The organism is Marinicella marina, from assembly GCF_030065545.1.
GTDB classification, from domain to species: domain Bacteria; phylum Pseudomonadota; class Gammaproteobacteria; order Xanthomonadales; family Marinicellaceae; genus Marinicella; species Marinicella marina.
On sequence record NZ_JASJNC010000004.1, the window covers coordinates 231,361 to 252,983 of the forward strand.

General features: G+C 43.4%; 16 protein-coding genes. 9 read left to right on the forward strand and 7 right to left on the reverse strand.

What is annotated here, in order from left to right; all coding sequences use genetic code 11:
* The first annotated feature begins 57 nt into the window (after positions 1-57).
* The 4 genes from QNI24_RS08075 (at position 58) to QNI24_RS08090 (ending at position 5,853) form a co-directional block, all read left to right on the forward strand.
* Complete coding sequence (locus tag QNI24_RS08075) at positions 58-1,179, forward strand: PQQ-dependent sugar dehydrogenase (protein ID WP_267176054.1); 1,122 nt, start codon at positions 58-60, stop codon at positions 1,177-1,179.
* 18 nt (positions 1,180-1,197) lie between these two features.
* Positions 1,198-3,255, forward strand: a complete 2,058-nt coding sequence (locus QNI24_RS08080; protein WP_267176055.1) for a TonB-dependent receptor family protein — start codon at positions 1,198-1,200, stop codon at positions 3,253-3,255.
* A gap of 206 nt (positions 3,256-3,461) precedes the next feature.
* Positions 3,462-4,901 carry a hypothetical protein gene (locus QNI24_RS08085; protein WP_283708613.1) on the forward strand — a complete coding sequence of 480 codons (1,440 nt, stop codon included), beginning with the start codon at positions 3,462-3,464 and terminating at the stop codon, positions 4,899-4,901.
* 196 nt (positions 4,902-5,097) lie between these two features.
* Positions 5,098-5,853: a hypothetical protein gene (locus QNI24_RS08090; protein WP_283708614.1), complete on the forward strand. Its 756-nt coding sequence runs from the start codon at positions 5,098-5,100 to the stop codon at positions 5,851-5,853.
* A 16-nt stretch (positions 5,854-5,869) separates the two neighbouring features.
* On the opposite strand, the gene QNI24_RS08095 is transcribed toward QNI24_RS08090, so the two are convergent.
* From QNI24_RS08095 to QNI24_RS08125, 7 genes are all read right to left on the reverse strand, one after another.
* Positions 5,870-11,191, reverse strand: a complete 5,322-nt coding sequence (locus tag QNI24_RS08095) for a DNA repair ATPase (RefSeq protein ID WP_267176058.1) — start codon at positions 11,189-11,191, stop codon at positions 5,870-5,872.
* An 83-nt stretch (positions 11,192-11,274) separates the two neighbouring features.
* Positions 11,275-13,278 (reverse strand): hypothetical protein, encoded by a 2,004-nt coding sequence (locus QNI24_RS08100; RefSeq protein ID WP_267176059.1) that lies wholly within the window; start codon positions 13,276-13,278, stop codon positions 11,275-11,277.
* A gap of 96 nt (positions 13,279-13,374) precedes the next feature.
* Positions 13,375-14,073 carry an OB-fold-containig protein gene (locus QNI24_RS08105; RefSeq protein WP_267176060.1) on the reverse strand — a complete coding sequence of 233 codons (699 nt, stop codon included), beginning with the start codon at positions 14,071-14,073 and terminating at the stop codon, positions 13,375-13,377.
* Entirely contained in the window at positions 14,073-14,414 is a 342-nt protein-coding gene (locus QNI24_RS08110; protein WP_267176061.1) for a hypothetical protein, read from the reverse strand. The genes QNI24_RS08105 and QNI24_RS08110 overlap by 1 nt, the downstream gene beginning before the upstream one ends.
* A gap of 131 nt (positions 14,415-14,545) precedes the next feature.
* Positions 14,546-15,256, reverse strand: a complete 711-nt coding sequence (locus tag QNI24_RS08115; protein WP_267176062.1) for a PspA/IM30 family protein — start codon at positions 15,254-15,256, stop codon at positions 14,546-14,548.
* Positions 15,253-15,660, reverse strand: a complete 408-nt coding sequence (locus tag QNI24_RS08120; protein ID WP_267176063.1) for a YjfI family protein — start codon at positions 15,658-15,660, stop codon at positions 15,253-15,255. Before QNI24_RS08120 ends, QNI24_RS08115 begins: the two co-directional genes overlap by 4 nt.
* 199 nt (positions 15,661-15,859) lie before the next feature.
* Positions 15,860-16,846, reverse strand: a complete 987-nt coding sequence (locus QNI24_RS08125) for a toxic anion resistance protein (RefSeq protein ID WP_267176064.1) — start codon at positions 16,844-16,846, stop codon at positions 15,860-15,862.
* Between the two features lie 125 nt (positions 16,847-16,971).
* Here QNI24_RS08125 and QNI24_RS08130 point away from each other — a divergent pair, with 125 nt between their 5' ends.
* From QNI24_RS08130 to QNI24_RS08150, 5 genes are all read left to right on the forward strand, one after another.
* Complete coding sequence (locus QNI24_RS08130) at positions 16,972-17,382, forward strand: secondary thiamine-phosphate synthase enzyme YjbQ (RefSeq protein ID WP_267176065.1); 411 nt, start codon at positions 16,972-16,974, stop codon at positions 17,380-17,382.
* A 375-nt stretch (positions 17,383-17,757) separates the two neighbouring features.
* Positions 17,758-18,705, forward strand: coding sequence for a patatin-like phospholipase family protein (locus tag QNI24_RS08135; RefSeq protein ID WP_267176066.1), 948 nt, complete (start codon positions 17,758-17,760; stop codon positions 18,703-18,705).
* A gap of 7 nt (positions 18,706-18,712) precedes the next feature.
* Positions 18,713-19,978, forward strand: a complete 1,266-nt coding sequence (locus QNI24_RS08140; RefSeq protein WP_267176067.1) for a pepsin-like aspartyl protease — start codon at positions 18,713-18,715, stop codon at positions 19,976-19,978.
* 80 nt (positions 19,979-20,058) lie between these two features.
* The gene (locus tag QNI24_RS08145; protein WP_267176068.1) at positions 20,059-20,559 is read left to right on the forward strand and encodes an acyloxyacyl hydrolase; all 501 of its coding nucleotides are present in this window, start codon (positions 20,059-20,061) and stop codon (positions 20,557-20,559) included.
* 84 nt (positions 20,560-20,643) lie between these two features.
* The gene (locus tag QNI24_RS08150) at positions 20,644-21,609 is read left to right on the forward strand and encodes a winged helix-turn-helix domain-containing protein (RefSeq protein ID WP_283708615.1); all 966 of its coding nucleotides are present in this window, start codon (positions 20,644-20,646) and stop codon (positions 21,607-21,609) included.
* Positions 21,610-21,623: the final 14 nt, after the last annotated feature.

The window sequence follows — 21,623 nt, forward strand, 5'->3', positions numbered from 1 at the left end:
CTTGTTCACGTCATTGATTTAAAATGATTTATTATTTTGTATATGTGGGAATCAAAAATGAAGGCAACTACCTTTTTAATCACAGCCATCTTCGCAGCATCTAATGTCTATGCAGCGCACCATGCGGACCATTCAGCCTCTCATGCCATTAAAGTCAGCACTTATGCTGAGGGTTTGAATCAACCTTGGGGCATGACATTCTTGCCTGATGGTCGTTTGTTGGTTACCGAAAAACAAGGCAACCTCAGAATAGTTGCTAAAGACGGTAAAGTTTCCCCGCCATTGACTGGTTTGCCAGAAGTCGACACCAATGGTCAAGGCGGCTTGTTGGATGTGGTACTTGACCCTGATTTTGAGAATAACCAAATGGTTTATTTTTCATACGCCAAATCGGCGACAGGTGGACAAGCCAGAACAGCTGTTGGCAAAGGCAAACTGGTCAAAAATGGACTGCAAAATGTTACAAGCATTTGGCAACAAGCACAGCCTTTCAAAGCCGGTTATCACTATGGATCACGTCTGGTATTTGACCGGACCGGGCACTTATTTGTCACCTTAGGTGATCGTGGCAACCGCGATAATGTGCAAGACCTGAGTAATCATTTTGGCAAAGTGGTGCGCATTGACACCGATGGCAAGCCAGCAGCTGACAACCCATACCTTAACAAGCCCAATGTCTTGCCGGACATTTACAGCTCGGGTCACCGCAACATTCAAGGTGCTTTCCTGCATCCGGAGACAGGTGCGCTGTGGGGCAACGAACACGGCCCGCGCGGTGGTGATGAAATTAACTTAATCCAAGCCGGTAATAACTACGGCTGGCCAACCATCACCTTCGGCATCAATTACAGCGGCACACCCATCACCGATAAAACAGCGATGGAGGGCATGCAACAGCCTTTGCATTATTGGGACCCGTCCATCGCCACATCTGGCATGCTCATCTACACAGGTGATGCCTTCCCAAATTGGCAGGGTGATGTCTTCACTGGTGCTTTGAAATTGATGCATTTGAATCGGGTAAAATTTGATGACAACAATAAAGTGGTCACAGAAGAACGTTTATTAAAAGATCAAAATCAACGCATCAGAGCCATCGAACAAGGCCCAGCAGGACACATTTATGTGGCCACCGACAACCCTGAGGGCAAAATCCTCAAAATATCACCAGCCCAGTAATAGTAAATACCTGACAACATGAAACCTGCCACACTGATGATGGTGCTGCTTTTGAGCAGCAGCCATTCCCTACGGGCTCAAACCATCCAAGATGAAGCCTCAGACCAAGACCAAGATGTTGAAAACGTTGCCCGCCAACCTAACCTGGTGGTCAGTGAAAATGTGCCAGATATTCCTGCACCGCTACAAAGTGAGGCTAAAAAAATCAATGCATGGTCAGGCAGTGCATCGATCAATACCGATGAATATTGGCGCAACCAGCGTGCCGCAAACATCAAAGACATCTTAGACTTTGTACCTGGTGTATTTGCCCAACAACGCAACGGTGCCGAAAGCGCCCGCATTTCAATCCGTGGTTCCGGCTTGGGACGTCAGTTCCAAGGTGGTGGTTTGCTGTTATTACAAGATGGTGTGCCATTGAACACAGCAGATGGTTCATTCGACTTTCAGGCAGTTGATCCTTGGCTGATTGATTATGTGACTGTCTTTAGGGGAGGTAATGGCATGGCTTCAGGTGGCAGCACCTTAGGTGGTGTGATTAACCTGGGCACCACCCTACCTGATTTGGCCCAAAACAATGAACTGCGGTTATCTGCAGGCAGCTTCGGTAGCCAACGGGGCATGGTCGCATTCACCACAGGCAACGAAAACCAAGCTTTCAGACTGCGTACAAGTTTACTCAAACAAGATGGTTTCCGGATTCAAAATCAACAAAGAAGCAATCGATTTGATTTACAGCACCTGATTAAAGGTCAATCAAACTGGCAGCACCGCATTGGTCTCTATCACCTGAATACCTACGCCGAATTACCCAGCAGTCTTTCCCAGACATTGATCGATGAGGATCCCAGACAATCAAGAGGCTTCAATATTTTTGGCAATTTCAACCGTGATATGACTTTAACTCGTTTGTCATATCAGCTGGCAAATGAGCACCTAAAGACAACCATATATTGGTCGCAAAAGCGCTTAAACAACCCAGTTTTCACTTACATCAACCGCGACTCCGATGATGCCGGCATCAACCTCAATTACCAACGCGGTAACCACCAGCTTCTACTCACCACCCAGTCCGGTGACCAAGATGAACGGCGACGAGAAAACGAAGCCGGCTTACCTGGAGCCGAACGGCTTACAAGATTCCAACAGGCCCAAACAACCACTGCCGCATACAGTTATCAATTACCAATATTATCAAATACATACAGTGATCAGTTAACATTGGATTTAGGCCTACAAGCGGTATGGGCTGAACGCGAAATCAAAGAAAGTTTTCCTGAAAGCATCACCAGCAATAAAGACTACAGTCAGTTAAATCCTCGTATCGCTGTGCGCTATCAACCGCAAGCCAACAAGCAGTGGTTTACCAGCTTGTCACGCAGTTTTGAAGCACCCACATTCGCTGAACTCAATAACGGCAATCAACCGGGATTTAATAACAGCATCAAAGCCCAATCCGCAGACACCTTCGAGGTTGGAACGCGTGGTTTTACAGAAACTTTTAATTGGGACATGAGCCTGTACTACAGCCGTATAGAAGATGAATTCATTCGTTTTCGATTTCCTGATGGCGCCACCCGCACCACCAATGCCGAACAATCGATACACTGGGGCTTGGAAAGCGCTGTCAGTTGGCGCCTCAATCGAGACATGATTTCATCAGGTGACGAACTGACTCTGAGTAGTAATTATCAATACAACCAATTCAACCTGGATGATGATCCCACATTCAACAACAACCGCATTCCTGGCATACCTGAACACTATGTTTTAACGCGTTTAGAGTATTTACATCCATCAGGTTGGCGCATCAGCCCTAACATTGAATGGGTTCCTTCGGCTTATTATGTTGATTTAGCCAACTCCGTCAAAACCCAAAACTACCTGCTCACAGGTTTAAGCGTGACATACACCCAAACCAATGGGCTGAGCTGGTTTTTTGACGCCAAAAACCTCAATGACCAAACCTATATCAGCACTACCCTGCCCATCCCAGATGCCGGTGGCAGCGATGGCAATTATTTTTACAGTGGCGAAGGCCGGGCCTTTTATGCTGGTTTAACTTGGGCTTTTTAATGCTGCGACTTCAGGCATATCGCTAACGGTTTGACTGTCACTAGATTAGCATCTGAAGACATTTAACTTTTTAGTTATTTTTTCGTTAAAAAATTTATGCAGCTAAATTATTTACCCTTTTTTGTTATCTGCGTCTCATTTATCTAAAGTGTTTATAAAATCACTTAAGCTATAATGTTTGCTTAATCATTCAAAAGGACATGACTTTGAAAACAGAAAATAAATTCCATTTGTTACTTTTATTGACTGCTGTGTTTTTGACACAAAACACCCAAGCTGCGGTGCACATCAGCCAAAACAACCAAGGCCAAGCCATTGTTTTCCCCTATTTTACAGTGGCCAATGATTTGAATACATTATTCAGTATCAGTAATGAACAAAACACCGCCAAAGCAGTCAAAATCAATATCAGAGAAGGCAAAGGCGGCGATGCCATGTATTCTCTTAATCTCTATCTTGGCGCCCAAGATACTTGGACCATGGCCTTAGTTGAAACCGATGGATTCATCAACTTATTGACCGGTGATGAGTCCTGTGTAATCAATTTGGTTGCTCCAGATATTGAAAGTGCAGTTAATTGGGACTGGCAAACCGGCATGGTTGAAGTCATTGAAATGGGCAACTTCTCCATTGAATCAGAACTTTTTTTCCCAAACCCATTCACCAATGACATCACCACCGAAGAAAATTGTCAGAACATCATCAGTGCTTGGACTGATAGTGGTGTATGGACATCTGACAGTTCCGATAATTTGAATCCAGTGTCCGGTGGACTGACCGGCCAGGTTTCGGTGTTTGATGTGGCCAGAGGGTTTACTTTTCAGGTACCATCAGTGACTTTGAATGACTTTTTTCCAAGTGGTTCAATCAATCACTTTGCACCCAACTCTGGTTTGCCTGATTTGAACAGTGGCGATAACATCAGTTCGGTGCTTTACCAAGGGAACTTAATCACAACAGTTTGGCCAACTGGCTATGAAGCAGTCAGCGCCCTGTTGATGAAAACCAGCACCAGTAATGATTTTACCCTTGAGGCTTTCATTGATGCCAAAAGTGAATGGGTGATCAGTTTTCCAACATTGAATTTTCACTTAAACAACAATCTCACCACAGAACCTTTTATGACCAGTGACTTCAACACAGTACTGGAACCGGGCCAATTCTTTTTTTCACAATATACTGGTGTTCCAGTGATTGAACGCAGTGGTTTGTATGATCGCGATGGAAGGTTCTATTTTACGGATTTATCCATTGTAGACCCGCCTCCACCACCTTCATTTACGGCACTGAAATTTGACAGCATGGTTAATACCACTGTAATGATAGGAGTACTACCACCTTTCATTGATGGCGTTCGAACCTTCCCCCCTTCAACCATTTCTGGCGAACCCAGAGACAATGTTTTTCATTACTTTGTGGACACTTCATCCAACCCTAATCTTGATACAGGTAAACGCACCGAAAGAATTCAGTATCAAGTCAATGACCGCGGTATCGACCAACTTTCTCAAGCCACTCAAAATTACCATGGTCTTCCCTTCATTGCTTTTGCCTACAGTCGTTATACAAATGCCAATGCACAACCTGGATTATTAGCCACTTATTCAAGTGCCTTGATGAATCGCAGTGAAAGCAAAATTGATTGACTGTTTAAGATGTGATTTTTAAAAACCTCTGCAGCGATTAAATATTGATTTGTATCTAATCGCTGCGGGCAATTTATAGAAATGCGTTTTTAAAATAATTAAAAACACGTTACTTCAAACCTTTTTATGAACGTGTTCACAGTCCGATTGCAAACGCAGCTTATAATGATTTAATTAATCAACACATGGAATGATCATGCTGGTAAAAAACATATCCTTCATTGGCGTTATATTCACAGCCATGTTTATGATAAATGTTGTTCATGCACAAACAGCTTTCCTTGAACAAAACGGCTTAATCATAATTGAATTAGAGTCATTAACAGATATTCCAAATGGCTGGTCTGAGGAAAGCGTGTTCGATGAAATATCAGGGACCAGTTACCACCGTTATGCTGGTAATAACCAATTCAATAACCCGGGTGTGGACTTGTTTGAAGTGTTGATATTTATCCAAAACCCAGGTACCTATCAATTTCGTTGGCGCAACTTAATTGCAAAGGGCGACTCAAACACCGATGCCAATGATTCTTGGCTCAGAATCATTGCTGATGCTTATTACGGCCAACAAGGCAACGACAGCATTGTTTGTCCCAAAGGCTATGACCCAAACAACAATGACTGCCCAATTAACCTCGATGCCGACGGTGAAGTCACGCCTGAGGGGTCAGGCAGTAACGGCTGGTTTAAAGTCTATCGCAGTGGTTCGGGCTTATGGAAATGGAGCACCCGCACCAGTGACAATGATGCCCATGAGATCTTTGCCCGATTTGATACCAGCGGTTTGTATTTAATCCAAATTTCTGGCCGCTCCCAGAACCATGCCATTGACCGCATGGTTCTGAATGATGTTAATTATAACGGCGATCCAACTGACTTGATTTTGCCCGAGTCAACAACCATCGATGCTGATTTGATTTTTGCTGATGGTTTTAACGGTGAATTCTTTTAATCAATAGCACCTCAAATCATTCTTTTTTGGTGGTTTTTTTTACTGCTTTCTTTTTGCTCGCTGACTTGTTCATCGCAGAACGTTTGGCAGCTTTGCTTTTGACCGTCTGACTTTCAGTTGTGTTTACCGTTCTGGTGGATTTTGAAAGACTGAGGTTCTTGATTTTTTGACTCAGTTCAGTCACCTGCTCCAGTACCTCATTATTGATATTAAGCTTCTTATTCATCGCTACCACAATCGGTACGAACGATGTTTCCAAAGTCTCAGACAGTGAAATCATCGCATCATCAAGACCAGGCAACGGCTCATTTGAGACGTTGACTTGTAAATTCAGTTTCTCTATAGCTTGACTCAATCGATCGCTGACAATTGACAACTGTTGTTCAGTTTGACTTTGAGATGCTTGAGATTGTTGCATCCACTGCCCAGTCAATTCACTCATGTCGGTCTTTAAAGCACCAATTTGACTGGCAATCTTGGTGGCGCCATCGGCCTCATCTCCAGCCAAAGCGTTGCGGATTTTAAATTCTGCTTTGATCGCCTGCCATCTTTCTTCATCTTCAGCATTCAAAGTACCTCTGAGTGCTTTCAATTTAAGTAAGTTTTCCTCAGCCCCAGTGGTCAACAGCTGCGCTTCACCCGCATAATGATCATCTATCAGCTGTTGCAGTTCATGCTGGTCCATCACTGGTACCACTTTCTCAGCCAATTTATTCATGTTTCGGTAACTGCCCTGTAATTTGAAAGGTGGTTCTTGTCGGTACCTGTCATCCATCGCAGCAGATGAAATGTACGCTTGATTGACTTTCAAGATCACTTCTTGGACTGTGAACAAGTGTTTTAAAACAGTAATGATTTCGTTGATTTCACTGCTGGCATAACTGTGAGACAAATCTGATGTAGCCACTTCTTTGCCTTTGGCCATATCCATCAACAGGTATAAGTCATTCATCTCTCGCAGTGCCAGAGGAGCCAGCACCGGATTCGATGTCAATGAGTTTTCAATGTAACTCATAGCAAACACATCCTCTTGTCCACCCAGAATGTCACCTAAGTTATAGACGTCGGCCCGATTGGCCAACATATCAGGAACCCTAAAGACTTCACCTGATTCGGTATACGGATTACCCGCCATGATCACACAGAATTTTTTGCCACGCATGTCATAGGTTTTACTCATGCCGCGCCACACCCCTTCGATTTTACGGGTACCGTCACATAACGAGATGAATTTCTGCAAGAACTCGGCATGGGTGTGCTGGATGTCATCCAAATACAACATCACATTATTCCCCATCTCCAATGCTAAATTAAGCTTTTCAAGCTCTTGTTTGGCTGTTGCATTGGGCGCATTGGCTGGATCCAATGATTTGACATCATGCCCCAATGAAGGACAGTTGATTTTCATAAAATTCAAACCCAAACGGTTCGCTGTGTACTCCATCAAAGTGGTTTTGCCGTAGCCTGGCGGTGATATTAACAGCAACAAACCCATCAAATCACTGCGTTTGTTTTGTCCGGCGGCGCCCATCTGTTTGGCCAAATTATCACCAATGATGGGTAAATAAGACTGATTGATCAATTGGTTACGCACGAACGATGCCAATGGTCTGGCTTTGAAAGTTTCCAGCGCCATTTGTGCACGTTGTTCGTGCATCACGGTTTGTTTCATTTCACGGTATTCTTGGTATTCAGGCACCAGTTGTTGGTGATAATGGCTCAAACGCTCCATGAACTCATCGAACTCAAATTTGAGTGTGCGATTTTTGATGCGACTGTGATCCCCCAATAGATCGTCTACCTGACAAGCCAAATCCAATGCCGAAGCATCGTAAGCCTTGCCCTGTTTTGCCAAAATCAGCACAGTGGCTTCATTGATGAAGCGCAGCATGTCCTGATTTATTTCATTGTCTTTGCGAATCATGCCACTGAGCCAATAACCAATCAATTGCCACTGTTGTTTGGGGTCATCATTGAGCGCATCCAGCTCATTTTTGAAAGCCTTATCCTCTCCCACCGCGGTCAAATGATCATTCAGTTGTTTAACTAAATCTGCCGCATGTTTAGAGACTTGAAATGTTTTGGTCGGTGAATCATCAACGATATGGGCCAAAAGGAATTCAGCGGCCAACAGCATTTGTGCTGCGTTAAAGCGCAAATCATTCTGTAGATAAAAGGCGTCCATCTCCGCTTTGAATTCAACATACAAGTCTTGGCACATAGATCGGTCACCCAAGGTTTTGGCAATTTTATTAGCAGTTTGAGCGCGCTGTGTATAGTGCTTTTGGTTTTTAACACTGCTGTGCAACCAAAAATAGCTAGCCAATGCCCGAGCACTGGGCCCAAACATCATCAAAGGCGCTGTTTGGTATATCTGCAGCAATTGGCTGATGATTTTACTGGCATCATGATCATGGATGCCTTTTTCATAGCCTTCTTGGTAACGCGGGTTGGCATAGGCCTTGACAAAATCAACCAATGCCTCTTCATCCAACGACACCAACTGATCTATGCTGCTGCCTGCTTCACCCTGAATGGCATCTTGAAAAATGTTGTAAGCCAAATACTCGGCTCGGTAAACCGAGTCATTTTCTGAGCTCATTGTTTGTGGCCAAAAGTCCTTGTAATCGTGTAGCTTTTGGTTATTCACAGGCTCATAAAAATCAGTCCCAGACAAATGAAAATACAGGGCATCATTCCTTGGCAAAATGGTCAAATCAAGTGACTGGGTGTTGACGCTGAAACGGTGTTTCCCCAATTTAATGTTCTTGCCACCGTCTTCAAATATGTCCTGCTTGTCCCTCAACGAACGTATGGCCTGCTCTTTGATGGCTTTTAGTCTGGCCTCTGTGTCATCGGCTTTGACACTGTCATCCAAGTCATGCAACTGACCGATCAGCTCCTTGACTTTATGAATCATGGGATCGGAAGAATAATAGGTGTTCAATTGATCACTGTCGGTGAACTTCAAAGAACGCCGCTCTATACTTTTTAACACCCGAGTGGCTGCAGATTGTACATTCTCGGCTTTGCGTTGGCGTTGATCAATCAGACTTTGTTTCTTGTTTTCAAAGGTCTCGTGTAGTTCTTCGCGTTTGGTCAGTATTTGGTCTAAAAAGGCTTCGTTCTCACTGAAGTTAACCTCAAGCTCTTCCAACAACACCATCAAACGCGCCAACTGTTCATCACAACCATCAGGCGTTTCTGCCAGGGCCACCCCACTGGTGATGCTTTGCGAAAGGACTGCCAATTGAGCACCAAACTCAGCCACTGATTCAGTTGCTGACAGCTCCTTGCTGGTCAGCTTAGCATGCGCTTTGGTTTGATTGATCCGAGAGTATACTTGTGAAACTGACTCTAATATGGCGGTTTTCTGCAGCGTATCATCAATTTCTAAACCGTTGATGACCTCTGAGAGTGCATCCAAACCCAAACTCATTTCATCCAATTCGTCCAACAAAGGCTTTAAATCTTTGACTGTTTTAATCTCAGCGGTTTTTTGGTGCACCTCATCGACCACCTGCTCATAATGCAACATGGCTTGTTCATCCGACAGGAACTGAATGGTTCTTTTACCCAGTGCCTCAATTTCATCATCCACTTGCAATGACAAGTCTTCAATCGCACTTAAATCAATATAACGGTACTCGCGCAATGACAACAAGTGGCCTTTTTGTCGTTTTAACTGCAACAAACCATCTACAAATGGTGCTGGCGTATCCCAATTAGCAATTTTGATTTCACGAAGTAATTGTTGTAAGTCATGCTGAGCCTCTTTCAACGCTTTGGCACTTTGTAGATTGATTGATTTGACCTTTTCAAACTCGTCCAACACCAATTCTGATGTTTCACCAATCAAATCCAACTGTTCTGAGAAATCACCCACGGCTGAATTTTCCAGCCAATAATAACCATCCTTCACCCGCTGGATGTTTTTTATCAAATCCTCATAGACTTGAACACTGGGTTGTTGCTCACTGATCAGTTTGGAAATACCATATAGTTCTGAGATGCCTTGGACCAATTCCGCATTTCCAATGGTTGATAATTCACTGTCATCTTTGCTTTGACTGGCACTGTATTCCTCACTGGTATAAGGCGTTTGCCAGATTTGCATGGGGTGTATCCGCGTCGCCTCAGTTGACTCGGCGCGAAAAATAATCATTTTGCCATCATCATATAATGAATAACCGTGACCAAAAATGGGATTTTGTAATTCCTTGCGGATGGTGTTGTAAGAATAAAGCGCCAGTTTTCCTTCCAGCTTTTCATAAAACACATACAGCACATCTTCGCCATTGGGTGCATTCCAGCGCCGTTTGAACAACAAACCATCTACATCTTCAGCAAAGACTTTGGATTCACCACTTTGTAAGTAGTAACCACCAGGGAAAATGATGCCATGATCATTTGGCAACTGCACACAAGCATGTCCCAAGGCATCTATTCGCAAGACCTCATTGTTGCGGGTATTGAACACAAAATAACGCCAATCTTGTTCTTTGTAAGGCAAGATTTTTAATAAAATCAAGGCATGGACTTTGGCATAGTAGATGTCGGCATCTTCCAAAGATTGATTCGGTTCATCAACCGCCTCTTGGTAAATACCCTCACCATCCTCGGTGTTATTCTCGACCTTGATGGTCAAATCACCACCGACGGTTTCAACAAAAACTTCATCCATGATTGATACATGAGGGTGACGGCCTTGAACGAATTGGTCTCGCTCGGCTTTGTGCCACTCAAAATCATAAGCCGGTGGTAATTCAATGTCGCGCTCACCGCGATCATCGATGTATTGCACTTCACCGTTGTTGCCTATGACCCAACGAAATACCCTGATGTCGCCGATTTTTTCGCCAATTTGGAATGCCGCCAAGAGTTTTTGATCGACCACACGCAGCTGAATCAACTCGGCTTTTTTGTAGTAACTGTAGAGCTCTAAAAACTGTTTAACAAAAACCTCGTCAGCCAGGAATGAACCGGCCAATGGTTCCGCTTTGACTTCAAATTTTCCCTCGTTTTCATGCAGCGAATACAGCGCGAAAACGTCCTTTACTTGGGTGGCTTTTTTTAAACCAATAAACACATTGTAGCCAAACAACAATTGTCCATTGATTCGCACCATATCACGTGGTGTGCAATTGTTTTCTGTTCTTACCCTGACCCGATCAACCACTTCAAGTACCGTTTTGCCGAATGTTGATTCACGCAATTGGTTCAAGCCAATGATTTTTTGTTCTAATTGTTTGTTTTGTTCCTCTAGGCGTTTGCGAATGACCTCATATGAGCCGCCACTGGCTACCGCTTGATTGATGGTGCTGTTGTTATCAGCCATGCCTCACTCCAAAATACTGTAATTAAACGTTCCTTGCCAGCAGCAGAGCCAGAATCAACTGGCCCTGCTGGTATGCATCAACTTTAACTTTCGGTGTCTTGCTCATCGTTGCGAGACAATTTCTTGATCATTTGAGTGATGGTGTCTTTATCAAAACTCTTACCGTTACCCAAACTCATGACCTTAGCCACCGCAGCTTGTAAGATGTCGCTTTTACCAATGGCACCATCTACCGCTTTACCCACTGCCAACGAACTCATGAACTTCTCTAAGAAGTCACCATTGCCACCGACAATATCGATATTCGCTTCTTTTAAAGCCTCTGCCAGTACTTTGGCTTGGGTTTCAGCAATACCCGTATTGGCCTCAATCGCTTTCATGTTCTCAACATGCGACATGTCTAAGCCCATGCGAAACTCCTCATGTTCTCTGACCGTCTCATCCATGGTCGCCAGCGCCGCAAACTTCTCTTTCAAACCTCGTGCTTCTGCCGCATAGCGTTCTTCGATGGCTTGTGCTTCAGCCACTTTAATCTTCACTGCGACCATGGCTTGTTGTTCTTCACCTTGAGCATCCGCTTCTTTCACCCGCACATTGGCCATGCCTATATCCTCAGCACCGACCGCCTCTGCTTTGAATTTCTCTGCCATCACAGCCGCTTCTGCCTCACCTTGTTTCTGATGAGCGGCGGCTTTGGCTTCTATGACTTTGGCTTCTGCCAAACCAGTGGCAGCCGCTTCCTCACGCACACCTTCAGCCAATCTGATTTTGGCATCGGCTTCTTTGGCTGCTGATTCACGTGCCGCCTCAGCCAGAGTGATGCGCTCACTGGCACGGTGTTTGGCTGTGGTTTCTTGTGCTTCGGCCGCTTTGATTTCCTTGATTAAATCTTGTTCTGCCAAAGCTTCAGCTGCAATCACCTGAGCTTGTTTGTTGCGTTTGGCTTCTTCCACCACCCGCAGTTCATTGATTTTTTCTTCTTGCTCAGCCACTGTTTTTTCTACCGCTATGCGTTCACGCACCACATCTGCAATGTTTTTCTTTTCAACCTCAAGGTCTTTTTCTTTGTTGATTTCTTGCAGCGCCACTTCACGTTCACGGCCAACAATTTCTAACTGTCTAACCTTAGTGACTTTTTCTTCTTCGATTGCCACCGCACGCATGCGGTTATTGGCCGCCACTTCAACTTCTCGCTGTTTGTTTTCTTCCAGTACCATCAGTTCTTGATCGGTAGCAATCCTGGCTGTTTCTGCTTTCAGGCGTTCTTCACTTTCAATTTTTTCTTTTTCAGCTTCCTCGCGGGCTTTGACCGAAGCAATTTCGCGCATCTGCCTGGCCTCTGCATCGGCTTCAATGCGTTCCAACTCTAAAATTCGCTCCCTGGCTTCAACATCCCTTTTCTTGATTTTGGTTTCCTCTTCACGCTCAAACTCATTGGTGAGGATTTTTTGTTTCGCCGTTAACTCAGTGATTTTACGAATACCCTGGGCATCCAAGATGTTGTTCTCATCCAAAGACGAAATCGGCGTTTGCTCCAAATAGTCAATCGCCGCATCTTCCAACACATAACCATTCAAGTCTTTACCAATGACCATGATGATTTCATCCCTGAAGCGATCACGTTCTTCATACAACTCCTCAAACTCAAGTTTTTTACCCACAGTTTTTAAAGCTTCTGAGAACTTGGCACTGAATAACTCTTCTATGGTGGCTTGTTTAGATGCCCGCTCACAACCAATCGCTTGTGCCACTTTCAGTACGTCTTCTTTGGTTTTATTAACTCGAACAAAGAAGGTTACCTTGATATCCGCCCTGATGTTGTCCTTACAAATCAATCCATCTTGAGCCCGACGATCAATCTCAATGGTCTTGAGTGATATGTTCATGAATTCCTTTTTATGAATAACTGGCCACACGGTGCGACCCGTAAAGGTCACTTCCGGTGTTTCTTTCATGGTGTTCACAATCATGGCCTGACCCTGCTCTACCTTTTGGTAGAACTTCATCACAATCAGGGCCAACCCGATGAGTGCCAACACCACCACCCCAGCATAGGTGGCTATGGCTATTAATAAGTCGCTATTCATTGTTTATTTCTCCTTTATCAGTCTTTGCTATATTGTCCACAACCGAAGTTGTTACTTGTTGTTTCATGGTTTGTGTTTAAGACAGACCATTTATTTTTAATTTAATTCTTCTGCTTTGATGACCCAGTAACTGCCGTCTTCTTCATCGTATGATTTCAGTATGACCAAATCACCTTTGGTGATGTTATCAGACACTTTGGCTCTGACATCAAACAGCATCCCTGCGCCACCATCTTGGTACTCTGCTTGGCCGAAGCTCTCAGTGACAGAGCCCGTTTTAACCAAACACTCACTGCCTATGAAAGAAACCTTGTTTCTGGCCGTGTACGACACAAAAGCACTTTTCAGAGGCCTGATGAATTGTGCCGTGACTGGTATGGCCAAAGCAAAACTGACCAATAACAAAGCCGCACCAACCAACCACTGTAACAGCGCCAAAGGAATCAGTGGCATAACCACTGATGCCAAAATGTAACTGATCAACCAAGCCGAAGCCACCAAAATCGAGACCACCACAGTCACAGGCACACCAGTCAGACCCCATTTCAACATAAAGCCGGTAATCCCTCTGAGACTTTCAGGGTCAAAATCAGGATCTACCGTAGCACCTACATCGGCATCTACATCAAGCTCAATATCTGCGTCAACATCAACATCAAGATCGAAGTCAGCATCAAACATATCAATATCAACCGCACCTAACATCGCCAATAACCAGTAAACAATGATGATTGCCAGTAAAAAGGTAAACACAATCACAGGAAAACTCGTTATGTTTGTTAAAAAAATTTCCATCACAGCTCCTCATCAATATTTTTGACGTGCTCAATCAGTTTTTCTGCAGCTCGCCTTTTGACCTCAACAGGGTCATTGGTTTCTAATTCATACGCTTCGGCTAAAAAAGCCATGTCATCATCAGACAGTGAGATTGATAGACGCAGTCGTTTTGGTTTTCGCGACACACTCAGACCCAGAATTTGTCTGATTCTGTCAGACGGGTTGATGCTTCTGTCTAAAGCTTCTTTTCTGATCACATATTGGATTTTCTCACCCACATCGAAAGCCACCTGGGTGGCCTTCACCGCTTTCTTCTCCTTGGCCCATTTATTCAAGATTTGTTGTTTCTTATCAGTCATGCAGCCAATATTTCCCTGTCAACAATCCCTGTCGACACATCAACTGCATGGTCCTTAGCCTGATAATAAATTTGATTCATGGGTTTCATTCATTCAACTCAAAAATAAGCATTAATAAAAGTTGCAACAGATCATTCCTTGTCAATGATCCTTTTCAACACATCTGCTGCATCTTCCGTGACTTGTTCAGAAACTTCATTCTGATGTTTTTCGGTCAACACTGGCTTGCGCTCATTAACCATTGCATCATCCACTTCATATTGTTCATCAAGGCTTTGCTGTTTTCTGCGTATCCTTTCCAAGGATCGTTTGGCAGATAACATTTTGCTGTCGGCTTGGTTGAAGTTTTTGGTAATGACTTCAGTCGCCTTTTGGATGTCCGCAGTGGTTTGTACCATTGCCACCTGCCGTTCCAGTTCTTTCAATGAACGTTCGGCATTTTCCATTTGTCGAGTCAAATGACCTAAGTGCAGTTCATGTGACTTGAGTATGCCCGCCTCGGCTGCCAGGTCTTGTTCCAGTTCAACCATTTCAGTGGCCAAATCAAAAGCCAATATTTCATCATTTTGACTCAAAGCCTTAATGATGCGCTGCTCATGCTCATCAACTTGCGACTTCATCAACTTAACTTTTCTAGAGCATTGTGATTCTTTGGCCAATGCGTCGCTGATGGCATGTTTGGCACTGCTTAAATTAACTTTGGCCACTTCAATTTGTTTTTCGTATATTTTATTACCAGTTGAATCCATAACCGCTTCACTCAATGCCCTGGAATCATCTCTGATGACTTGAATGATCTTATCTAAGATGTTCATTCCTGCACGTTTCTTATCACCACTCATTTTAAGAAGTCCTCCATGGCCGATACCACATCAACAGCGTTTTCGTTCAACATCACCACCTCTTCCACCACTTTATCTAACTCAGAACTGACCGATAAAGCACCGAAAAGCACATACCGATCGCCTACCCTGGCGTAAGATGACAATGGTATTGAAATGCTGGTATCAAGCATCATTTCTAACATCTCAGTGCGCCTGTCTGCTCTGATTTCATCCTCGGTCCATAAATAGATGATACAAATGATTTGAAATTGAGTTTGCGTAATAAACACCGGAAAACCATCAAACCCATTGATCTCAACCTGTAACACTTCTACTTCCCCAGTGATTCTTTGGCAATCAAAAGTAAAGCCTTCCGTGGTTCTGTGTTGAGATAATTTAATGGCAAAATCCTCTGTGTTCATATCGTTTTTCTCTCCTTCATCTGCTCAATGCATGATGACATAATATGTCACAATGACATAATATGTCAATGTGCATGAAGTCACATATGAACTGTATTTGACATCTAGGCAGGTATGAAAATGAATTAAATAAGGGGCTTATATGATTGTAAAACTTAACAATAAATAAAAAAATTACCCGAAAAGTAAGTGGCTGAAATTAATTTTGATTATTTTCTGGTTCAATTTCATGCAGCGCTGCGCTTGAGTCATCACTGACCTGCTGCATGTGTTCAAGGGTCTGATCAATCAATACTTTGGCTTGTTCTAATTTGGCCGTATCGATTCTGAAGTGCTCGGCATGCTTTTGCTGGCGTTGATTGTTGTTGGCCATCGCCACACCAGCTGCCACATCCAGAGCGGCTGTGGTGGTCATCACCGTTTGGTCAATATCACGGATCAAGCTTTGGTTTTGTTTGATGATCAATTCTACGGTCATCATCGCTTGTCTGGCGATCAAGGATTGTTGTTGTAGGTCGATCAAGCGTTGTTGCACTGGGCCAAGTAATTCATCATCAATGACCGCTAAGTGATGGGCACTGATTGTTAAGGTATCTGCGCTGCGTAGTTTGAGTTGTTGTTCGAAGACAGTCACGAAATCAAAGCTTTGGGTCAGTTTTTGCAAACCCGCCATCAACGCTTCATGATCGCCGTTGAGAATCTGATTGTCGCGCATCAACTGCCGCTTTTCAGCATTTAACTGTTCCACCAATCCAACCATCACTTTGCGTTTTTCCGGGAAATTATCCAACCACATTTGATAAGCTGATTCTCGCCAAGAAAACAACAACAAAAAACGTTCCCTCCAGCTCAATCTGCGTTGAGGAGGTTGCATGTCAGCCACCTGTTGCGAAAGTTGAGCCAGTAACTTTGATACCTTACCACCGGCATCGGTATCTGCCATCAATTGTTGCAAAGGATGAATCAAGCGCTTATTCAACTGCCAATAAGCCGCCTGCTCCTCTGCCCCCAACTCAAATAAGGCATTCCTGACTTGATCAACCAACTGTAAATCATTGAAATCCATCGCCAGCACCCAATCAACCAATTGATCAGCAGCTTTTTCTATGTATGCCTCAGACTCATGACTGATCATTGCATGATCAAGTGTGCTTAATTGTTTAAAAGTTGCCAGTGCAGCCTTCATTAAAGATTAACCATCCTGTTGTTTTTTCCTATTATATACATGTATCATTCAAAGACATAAGCCTCAAATAAACAAGGTTTAATTAATCAAGATTTCTCAGAATAACAATAAACCTACTAAAGCCTATGAAACAATTTCACCTCAGTATCAAAACCCCAGGACGTGGATATTATTTAATCACTGACCAAATCAATCGGTGTGTTGAAGAAGCTCTGGCTGGGCTTGATGTGGGTTTGTTGCATGTATTCTTGCAGCATTCATCGGCCAGTCTGACCATCAACGAAAATGCCGATCCGACGGTACGTGAGGATTTCAAGAACTTTGAGGAAAAGTTGGTACCTAGGAATTTTCCCTATCGGCATAACTATGAGGGTGATGATGACATGCCTGCGCACATAAAATCTTCACTGATGGGCTGTCAATTATCCATACCAATCAGCGGTGGACGTTTGGCACTGGGCACTTGGCAGGGAATTTATTTGTGTGAGCACCGCGATCAACCACATCAAAGAAATATGGTATTAACCATCTATTAAACTGCAACCAGTTGGCTGCAACCAGTTGGCAGAAATCAATTGGGGGATGACACCTGATTTGAGGTGTTTTTATCAGTGCTTCCAGTCTCTAACGTGCTGACGGCATAGCTTGCAGCAATTACCACAATTACCGCAAATACAATGTATCTTTTATAACCTTTGAATTGTCTGATCATATTTGTTTTTTACAGTCTTAAAAAATTAATTAATAATCTCAATAAACATGTTTAAAATAAACCTAGTTTCATGAAGGCATTGTGAATCAATTGTTAACACGGTCTGAACCAACTGGTATCAACGATTGTTACCATTGGCGCATAAAAAGTCTTAAGTTAACAACACTCAAACACAACAACAGAACTTAAATTAGGGATTATGAAGAATAAATCAAGTGTAAAAGTAGGACTTGCTCTTGGCAGTGGCTCTGCCAGAGGCATGTCACACATCGGTGTGATTAAAGCTTTGGAGGCGATGGGCATCAAGGCAGACATTGTGGCGGGTTGTTCTGTGGGCAGTATGGTTGGTGCCAGTTATGCCACCAACAATTTATCCCACTTAGAGGAATGGGCGTTATCAATGAACGAATCAAAGGTTCGTTCTTTCCTCAGCCTCAACTTCAATGCCTCTGGATTCATCAATTCGATGAAGTTAAAGAAGCTTTTTGAACATGCCATTGGCCTTGAATCATTGAAGTTCAAAGACATGGACAGACCGTTTGGCGCAGTGGCAACCGACTTAAGTACCGGCAAAGAGGTTTGGTTGAATGAAGGTTCAGTGCATGATGCTTTGTGGTCATCGATGGCTTTTCCGGGACTTTTTCCCAGTGTCAAACACGGTAACAAGTGGTTGGTTGATGGCGGCTTAGTCAACCCCGTACCCGTCTCTTTGTGTCGCGCCATGGGCGCTGAGAAAGTCATTGCAGTCAATCTCAATGCCGATATCATTAACAGTTACAAAGCCGTCAGCGATGAAGATGAAGAAGATGACTCATTACCTGAGGATCCATTGGCTGATCAGGATGATGCTGGCCTGTGGGACAAAACCAAAGCGGGCTTTGAGAAAGCCGTTAAATTAATCAGTGCCGATGGCAGCAAAGTCAAAGAACCCAAAGGCATCGATGTGATTTCTAATTCCATTCACATCATGTCCTCGCATTTGACCCGCAGCAGATTAGCCGGCGAGCCACCTGATGTGTTATTGCAGCCACGGTTAACAGATGTTGGGCTGTTAGAGCTGCACAAATCAAAAGGGTGTATTGAGGAAGGTAAAAAGAGCGTTGAGCGAATGTCTGAAGAAATTAAATTCAGAATTTTTGGCGAATAATTGAGTTATGTCCGCTGGCAACAAATCAACCATAGAACTACCGATTAATTTGTCACTGGCTTTGGGTGCCTACACCACAAAGATATGGGTAGGATCTGACAAGACGGAGTTAAATGTGCTGCTTGATACGGGCAGCAGCACCCTGGCCATTGATGCCGAAGTTTATCAGGCTGGTGCTGACCAATCTTTACAAGCAACCCAATACGCTCAAAGCGTCGTTTATGGTAAAGGTGGCTGGGCCGGACCGGTGATTCGCACTGAGATAACGCTTGATCACAGCGACCAATATTTACTCAATGATGCGCCCTTGGCCCTGACCAAGAGCGCTACAAAAAATGATTTTCAAAATGCGGATGGTATTTGGGGCTTGGCCTATCACCATTTGAACAAAGCTTATGATGTCAGTTCATCACTTGAGCAAATCATACCACCACAAAAAACTACCCATCCCTGGCCATATACCGAACAAGTAAAGGAAATCGGTGTTCATGGATTCAAGAAATATTTACACCAATTTCCAGAACATGACATCACCCCTACTTTTACTGCCTTCGAAGAAAACAACATCATCAACAACCAATTTGCACTGAGTACCAATCGCTCCATTGTCTACGTACCCCAAGCAGGCATGAGTCAGCATGAAATCGCTGCACATGCAATGAATCGAGGTTTGTTCCAGATTGGTGTGACAGCCACCACACAAGAAAAAATCAGCATGGCAGTGGTGCATGATGCTTATTACAATGCTGATTTAATTGCTGTGCGTGTTGCAGGCTTTGGTGCTTGTAAGGCACCACCGCTAGAGGCTGATAAACTCAATAGTTTTTTCTCTAATGCCATCATAGATTCAGGCTGTAGTTTTTTGGTACTACAAAAACAGCTGTATGAATATGTATTGAATTGTTTTGAAAAACTCAATCCCACATTCAGACCTGCACTTGAGGCAGCACAACAAGCATTCAGTCAAAATAAACCCTATAAAAACAATCAATTGGATCTCAGTCAGTGGCCAATTTTGACCTTTAAATTTGTCGGCACAGATTCTGAATCAATCGAATTAGAGCTACCGCCACAATGTTATTGGCAGGAACACGCCAAAAGTCCTGATAATTGGATGTTTATGTTGATGAACCAAATGCCTCAATGGCCCAATCAAACCATCTGCGGACTGCCACTTATGAACAATTACCAATGTATTTTTGACCGCTCAGATCAGCAAAACGGTAGCATTCACTGGCTAAAGAAAGCTGTTCTAGCGCCAGATAAAAAATAACATTAAGGTCATAACGACAATTAATTGACACCATTCAAATACAATTCATGTTCTTTTAAAACTAACTATAATCGACACGGATGCATAAAAAAATACGCTTCATATTTACCCTTCTGATATCGACACTGATATTTCAGAGCCCAGTTAAAGCCAGTTTTAAACCTACTTGGTGGGGCGCATCAGCTGGACAAATCAATGTGTTCAGAGAAAACCAGTTTAAAAACAATTTCTATGGATTAGAGGTCAGATTTACACCCATCACTCAATGGTCCTTGACCCCTTCCCTGGGGTATCAATGGAGTGACAGTGGTATCAGTTACTTTTACTCGGGATTGAGTTATGACATTGACCTATCAGACCGTTGGACTTTCGATGTACATTCTGGTGTCGGCCTGTATGACGATGGTCAGTTCTTAAATTTGGGGCACACGGTACAATTCCGCTCGGGCATTGAGTTTGATTACCAGCTGACACCAAAACAAAAGCTTGGTATCGTTATCAATCATTTTTCTAACAGCCGTTTATCTGCTGTTAATCCAGGTACTGAGTCAGTTTCATTGATTTATTTGAATAAATTTTGAATACCAGCATCACCCCCCAAACTGCTCCAGCGTGAACTCGTAGCTGCTGTAGTTAGAGAAATCCTCACGTTATGTTATTAATAAATGGCTTATAATGAAGAAAAAAACAATCCCATTGATGTGAATAATATATATAAAATAAAGCACATAAGCATTGATTTCGACGACCACAAATTAACCTCCAATGGCGTCGAAATGAGTATTGACTACAAAGCAATTGAAGTGTTGCGGTTGATGGTTGAACGCGCCAACGAAACCATCACCACAGATGATTTTATGGAACAAATATGGCGGGACAAACCCTCTTCTCCCGAGGTTATTCCTGCGGCCATAGCCCGCTTAAGGAAAGTTTTTAAAAAAGCAGGCATCAGTGATGATTTGATTGTTACGGTGCATAAAGTGGGTTACCGTTTTGAACCGCCTCCTGAGCAGCCCGTCATGACGACCACTCAAAGTAAAAAACACCCAGTCATACAAGGCCTTTTCTTGGTGCTGATTATTGGTGCTTTATTGGGCAGCATGGCGTTGAACATCATGTATTACATGAGCAACCTCCCCGATGACAAAGTAGCAGCAATCAAAGCGGCCAAAATTGCTAAGGAATCTGAGTCTGATGTCACTCAAATATACATCCTTAGACACACCGAAAAAACCGATGATTTTGCTGAAGACCCATTGCTTTCAGAGCGTGGTATTGAGCGCGCAAAGTACTGGAAAAAAGTATTGCAACACATTGAATTTGATCGTGTTTTTACCACAGATTTTAAACGCAACATCATGACCGCTGAGCTTATTGCAGATGCAAGCACCGTGCAACCAGACTTGTATTATCCGATGTCGTTTGATGTGTTGAAATTCATCAACCAAATACGCGGCCAAAAAGTGCTGGTGATTGGCCACAGCAATACCATCCCTGACATGGTTAATCGTTTGATTGATGAAACAAAATACCCACCCATGAGTCATGAAAACTACAACATTTTATATGTTGTCAATATCAACAAAGATGGCGCCACCAGTTCCAGCATGTTGCACATTGAATTACCTTAATAATGCAGCTGTTG

Coding starts and splice junctions, on each gene's coding strand:
- QNI24_RS08125 (WP_267176064.1), bottom strand. CDS start 16,846: ATGAAGGCTGCACTGGCAACTTTTAAACAATTAAGCACACTTGATCAT.
- QNI24_RS08090 (WP_283708614.1), top strand. CDS start 5,098: ATGCTGGTAAAAAACATATCCTTCATTGGCGTTATATTCACAGCCATG.
- QNI24_RS08080 (WP_267176055.1), top strand. CDS start 1,198: ATGAAACCTGCCACACTGATGATGGTGCTGCTTTTGAGCAGCAGCCAT.
- QNI24_RS08120 (WP_267176063.1), bottom strand. CDS start 15,660: ATGAACACAGAGGATTTTGCCATTAAATTATCTCAACACAGAACCACG.
- QNI24_RS08145 (WP_267176068.1), top strand. CDS start 20,059: ATGCATAAAAAAATACGCTTCATATTTACCCTTCTGATATCGACACTG.
- QNI24_RS08105 (WP_267176060.1), bottom strand. CDS start 14,073: ATGGAAATTTTTTTAACAAACATAACGAGTTTTCCTGTGATTGTGTTT.
- QNI24_RS08150 (WP_283708615.1), top strand. CDS start 20,644: ATGGCTTATAATGAAGAAAAAAACAATCCCATTGATGTGAATAATATA.
- QNI24_RS08115 (WP_267176062.1), bottom strand. CDS start 15,256: ATGAGTGGTGATAAGAAACGTGCAGGAATGAACATCTTAGATAAGATC.
- QNI24_RS08130 (WP_267176065.1), top strand. CDS start 16,972: ATGAAACAATTTCACCTCAGTATCAAAACCCCAGGACGTGGATATTAT.
- QNI24_RS08100 (WP_267176059.1), bottom strand. CDS start 13,278: ATGAATAGCGACTTATTAATAGCCATAGCCACCTATGCTGGGGTGGTG.
- QNI24_RS08075 (WP_267176054.1), top strand. CDS start 58: ATGAAGGCAACTACCTTTTTAATCACAGCCATCTTCGCAGCATCTAAT.
- QNI24_RS08140 (WP_267176067.1), top strand. CDS start 18,713: ATGTCCGCTGGCAACAAATCAACCATAGAACTACCGATTAATTTGTCA.
- QNI24_RS08135 (WP_267176066.1), top strand. CDS start 17,758: ATGAAGAATAAATCAAGTGTAAAAGTAGGACTTGCTCTTGGCAGTGGC.
- QNI24_RS08110 (WP_267176061.1), bottom strand. CDS start 14,414: ATGACTGATAAGAAACAACAAATCTTGAATAAATGGGCCAAGGAGAAG.
- QNI24_RS08095 (WP_267176058.1), bottom strand. CDS start 11,191: ATGGCTGATAACAACAGCACCATCAATCAAGCGGTAGCCAGTGGCGGC.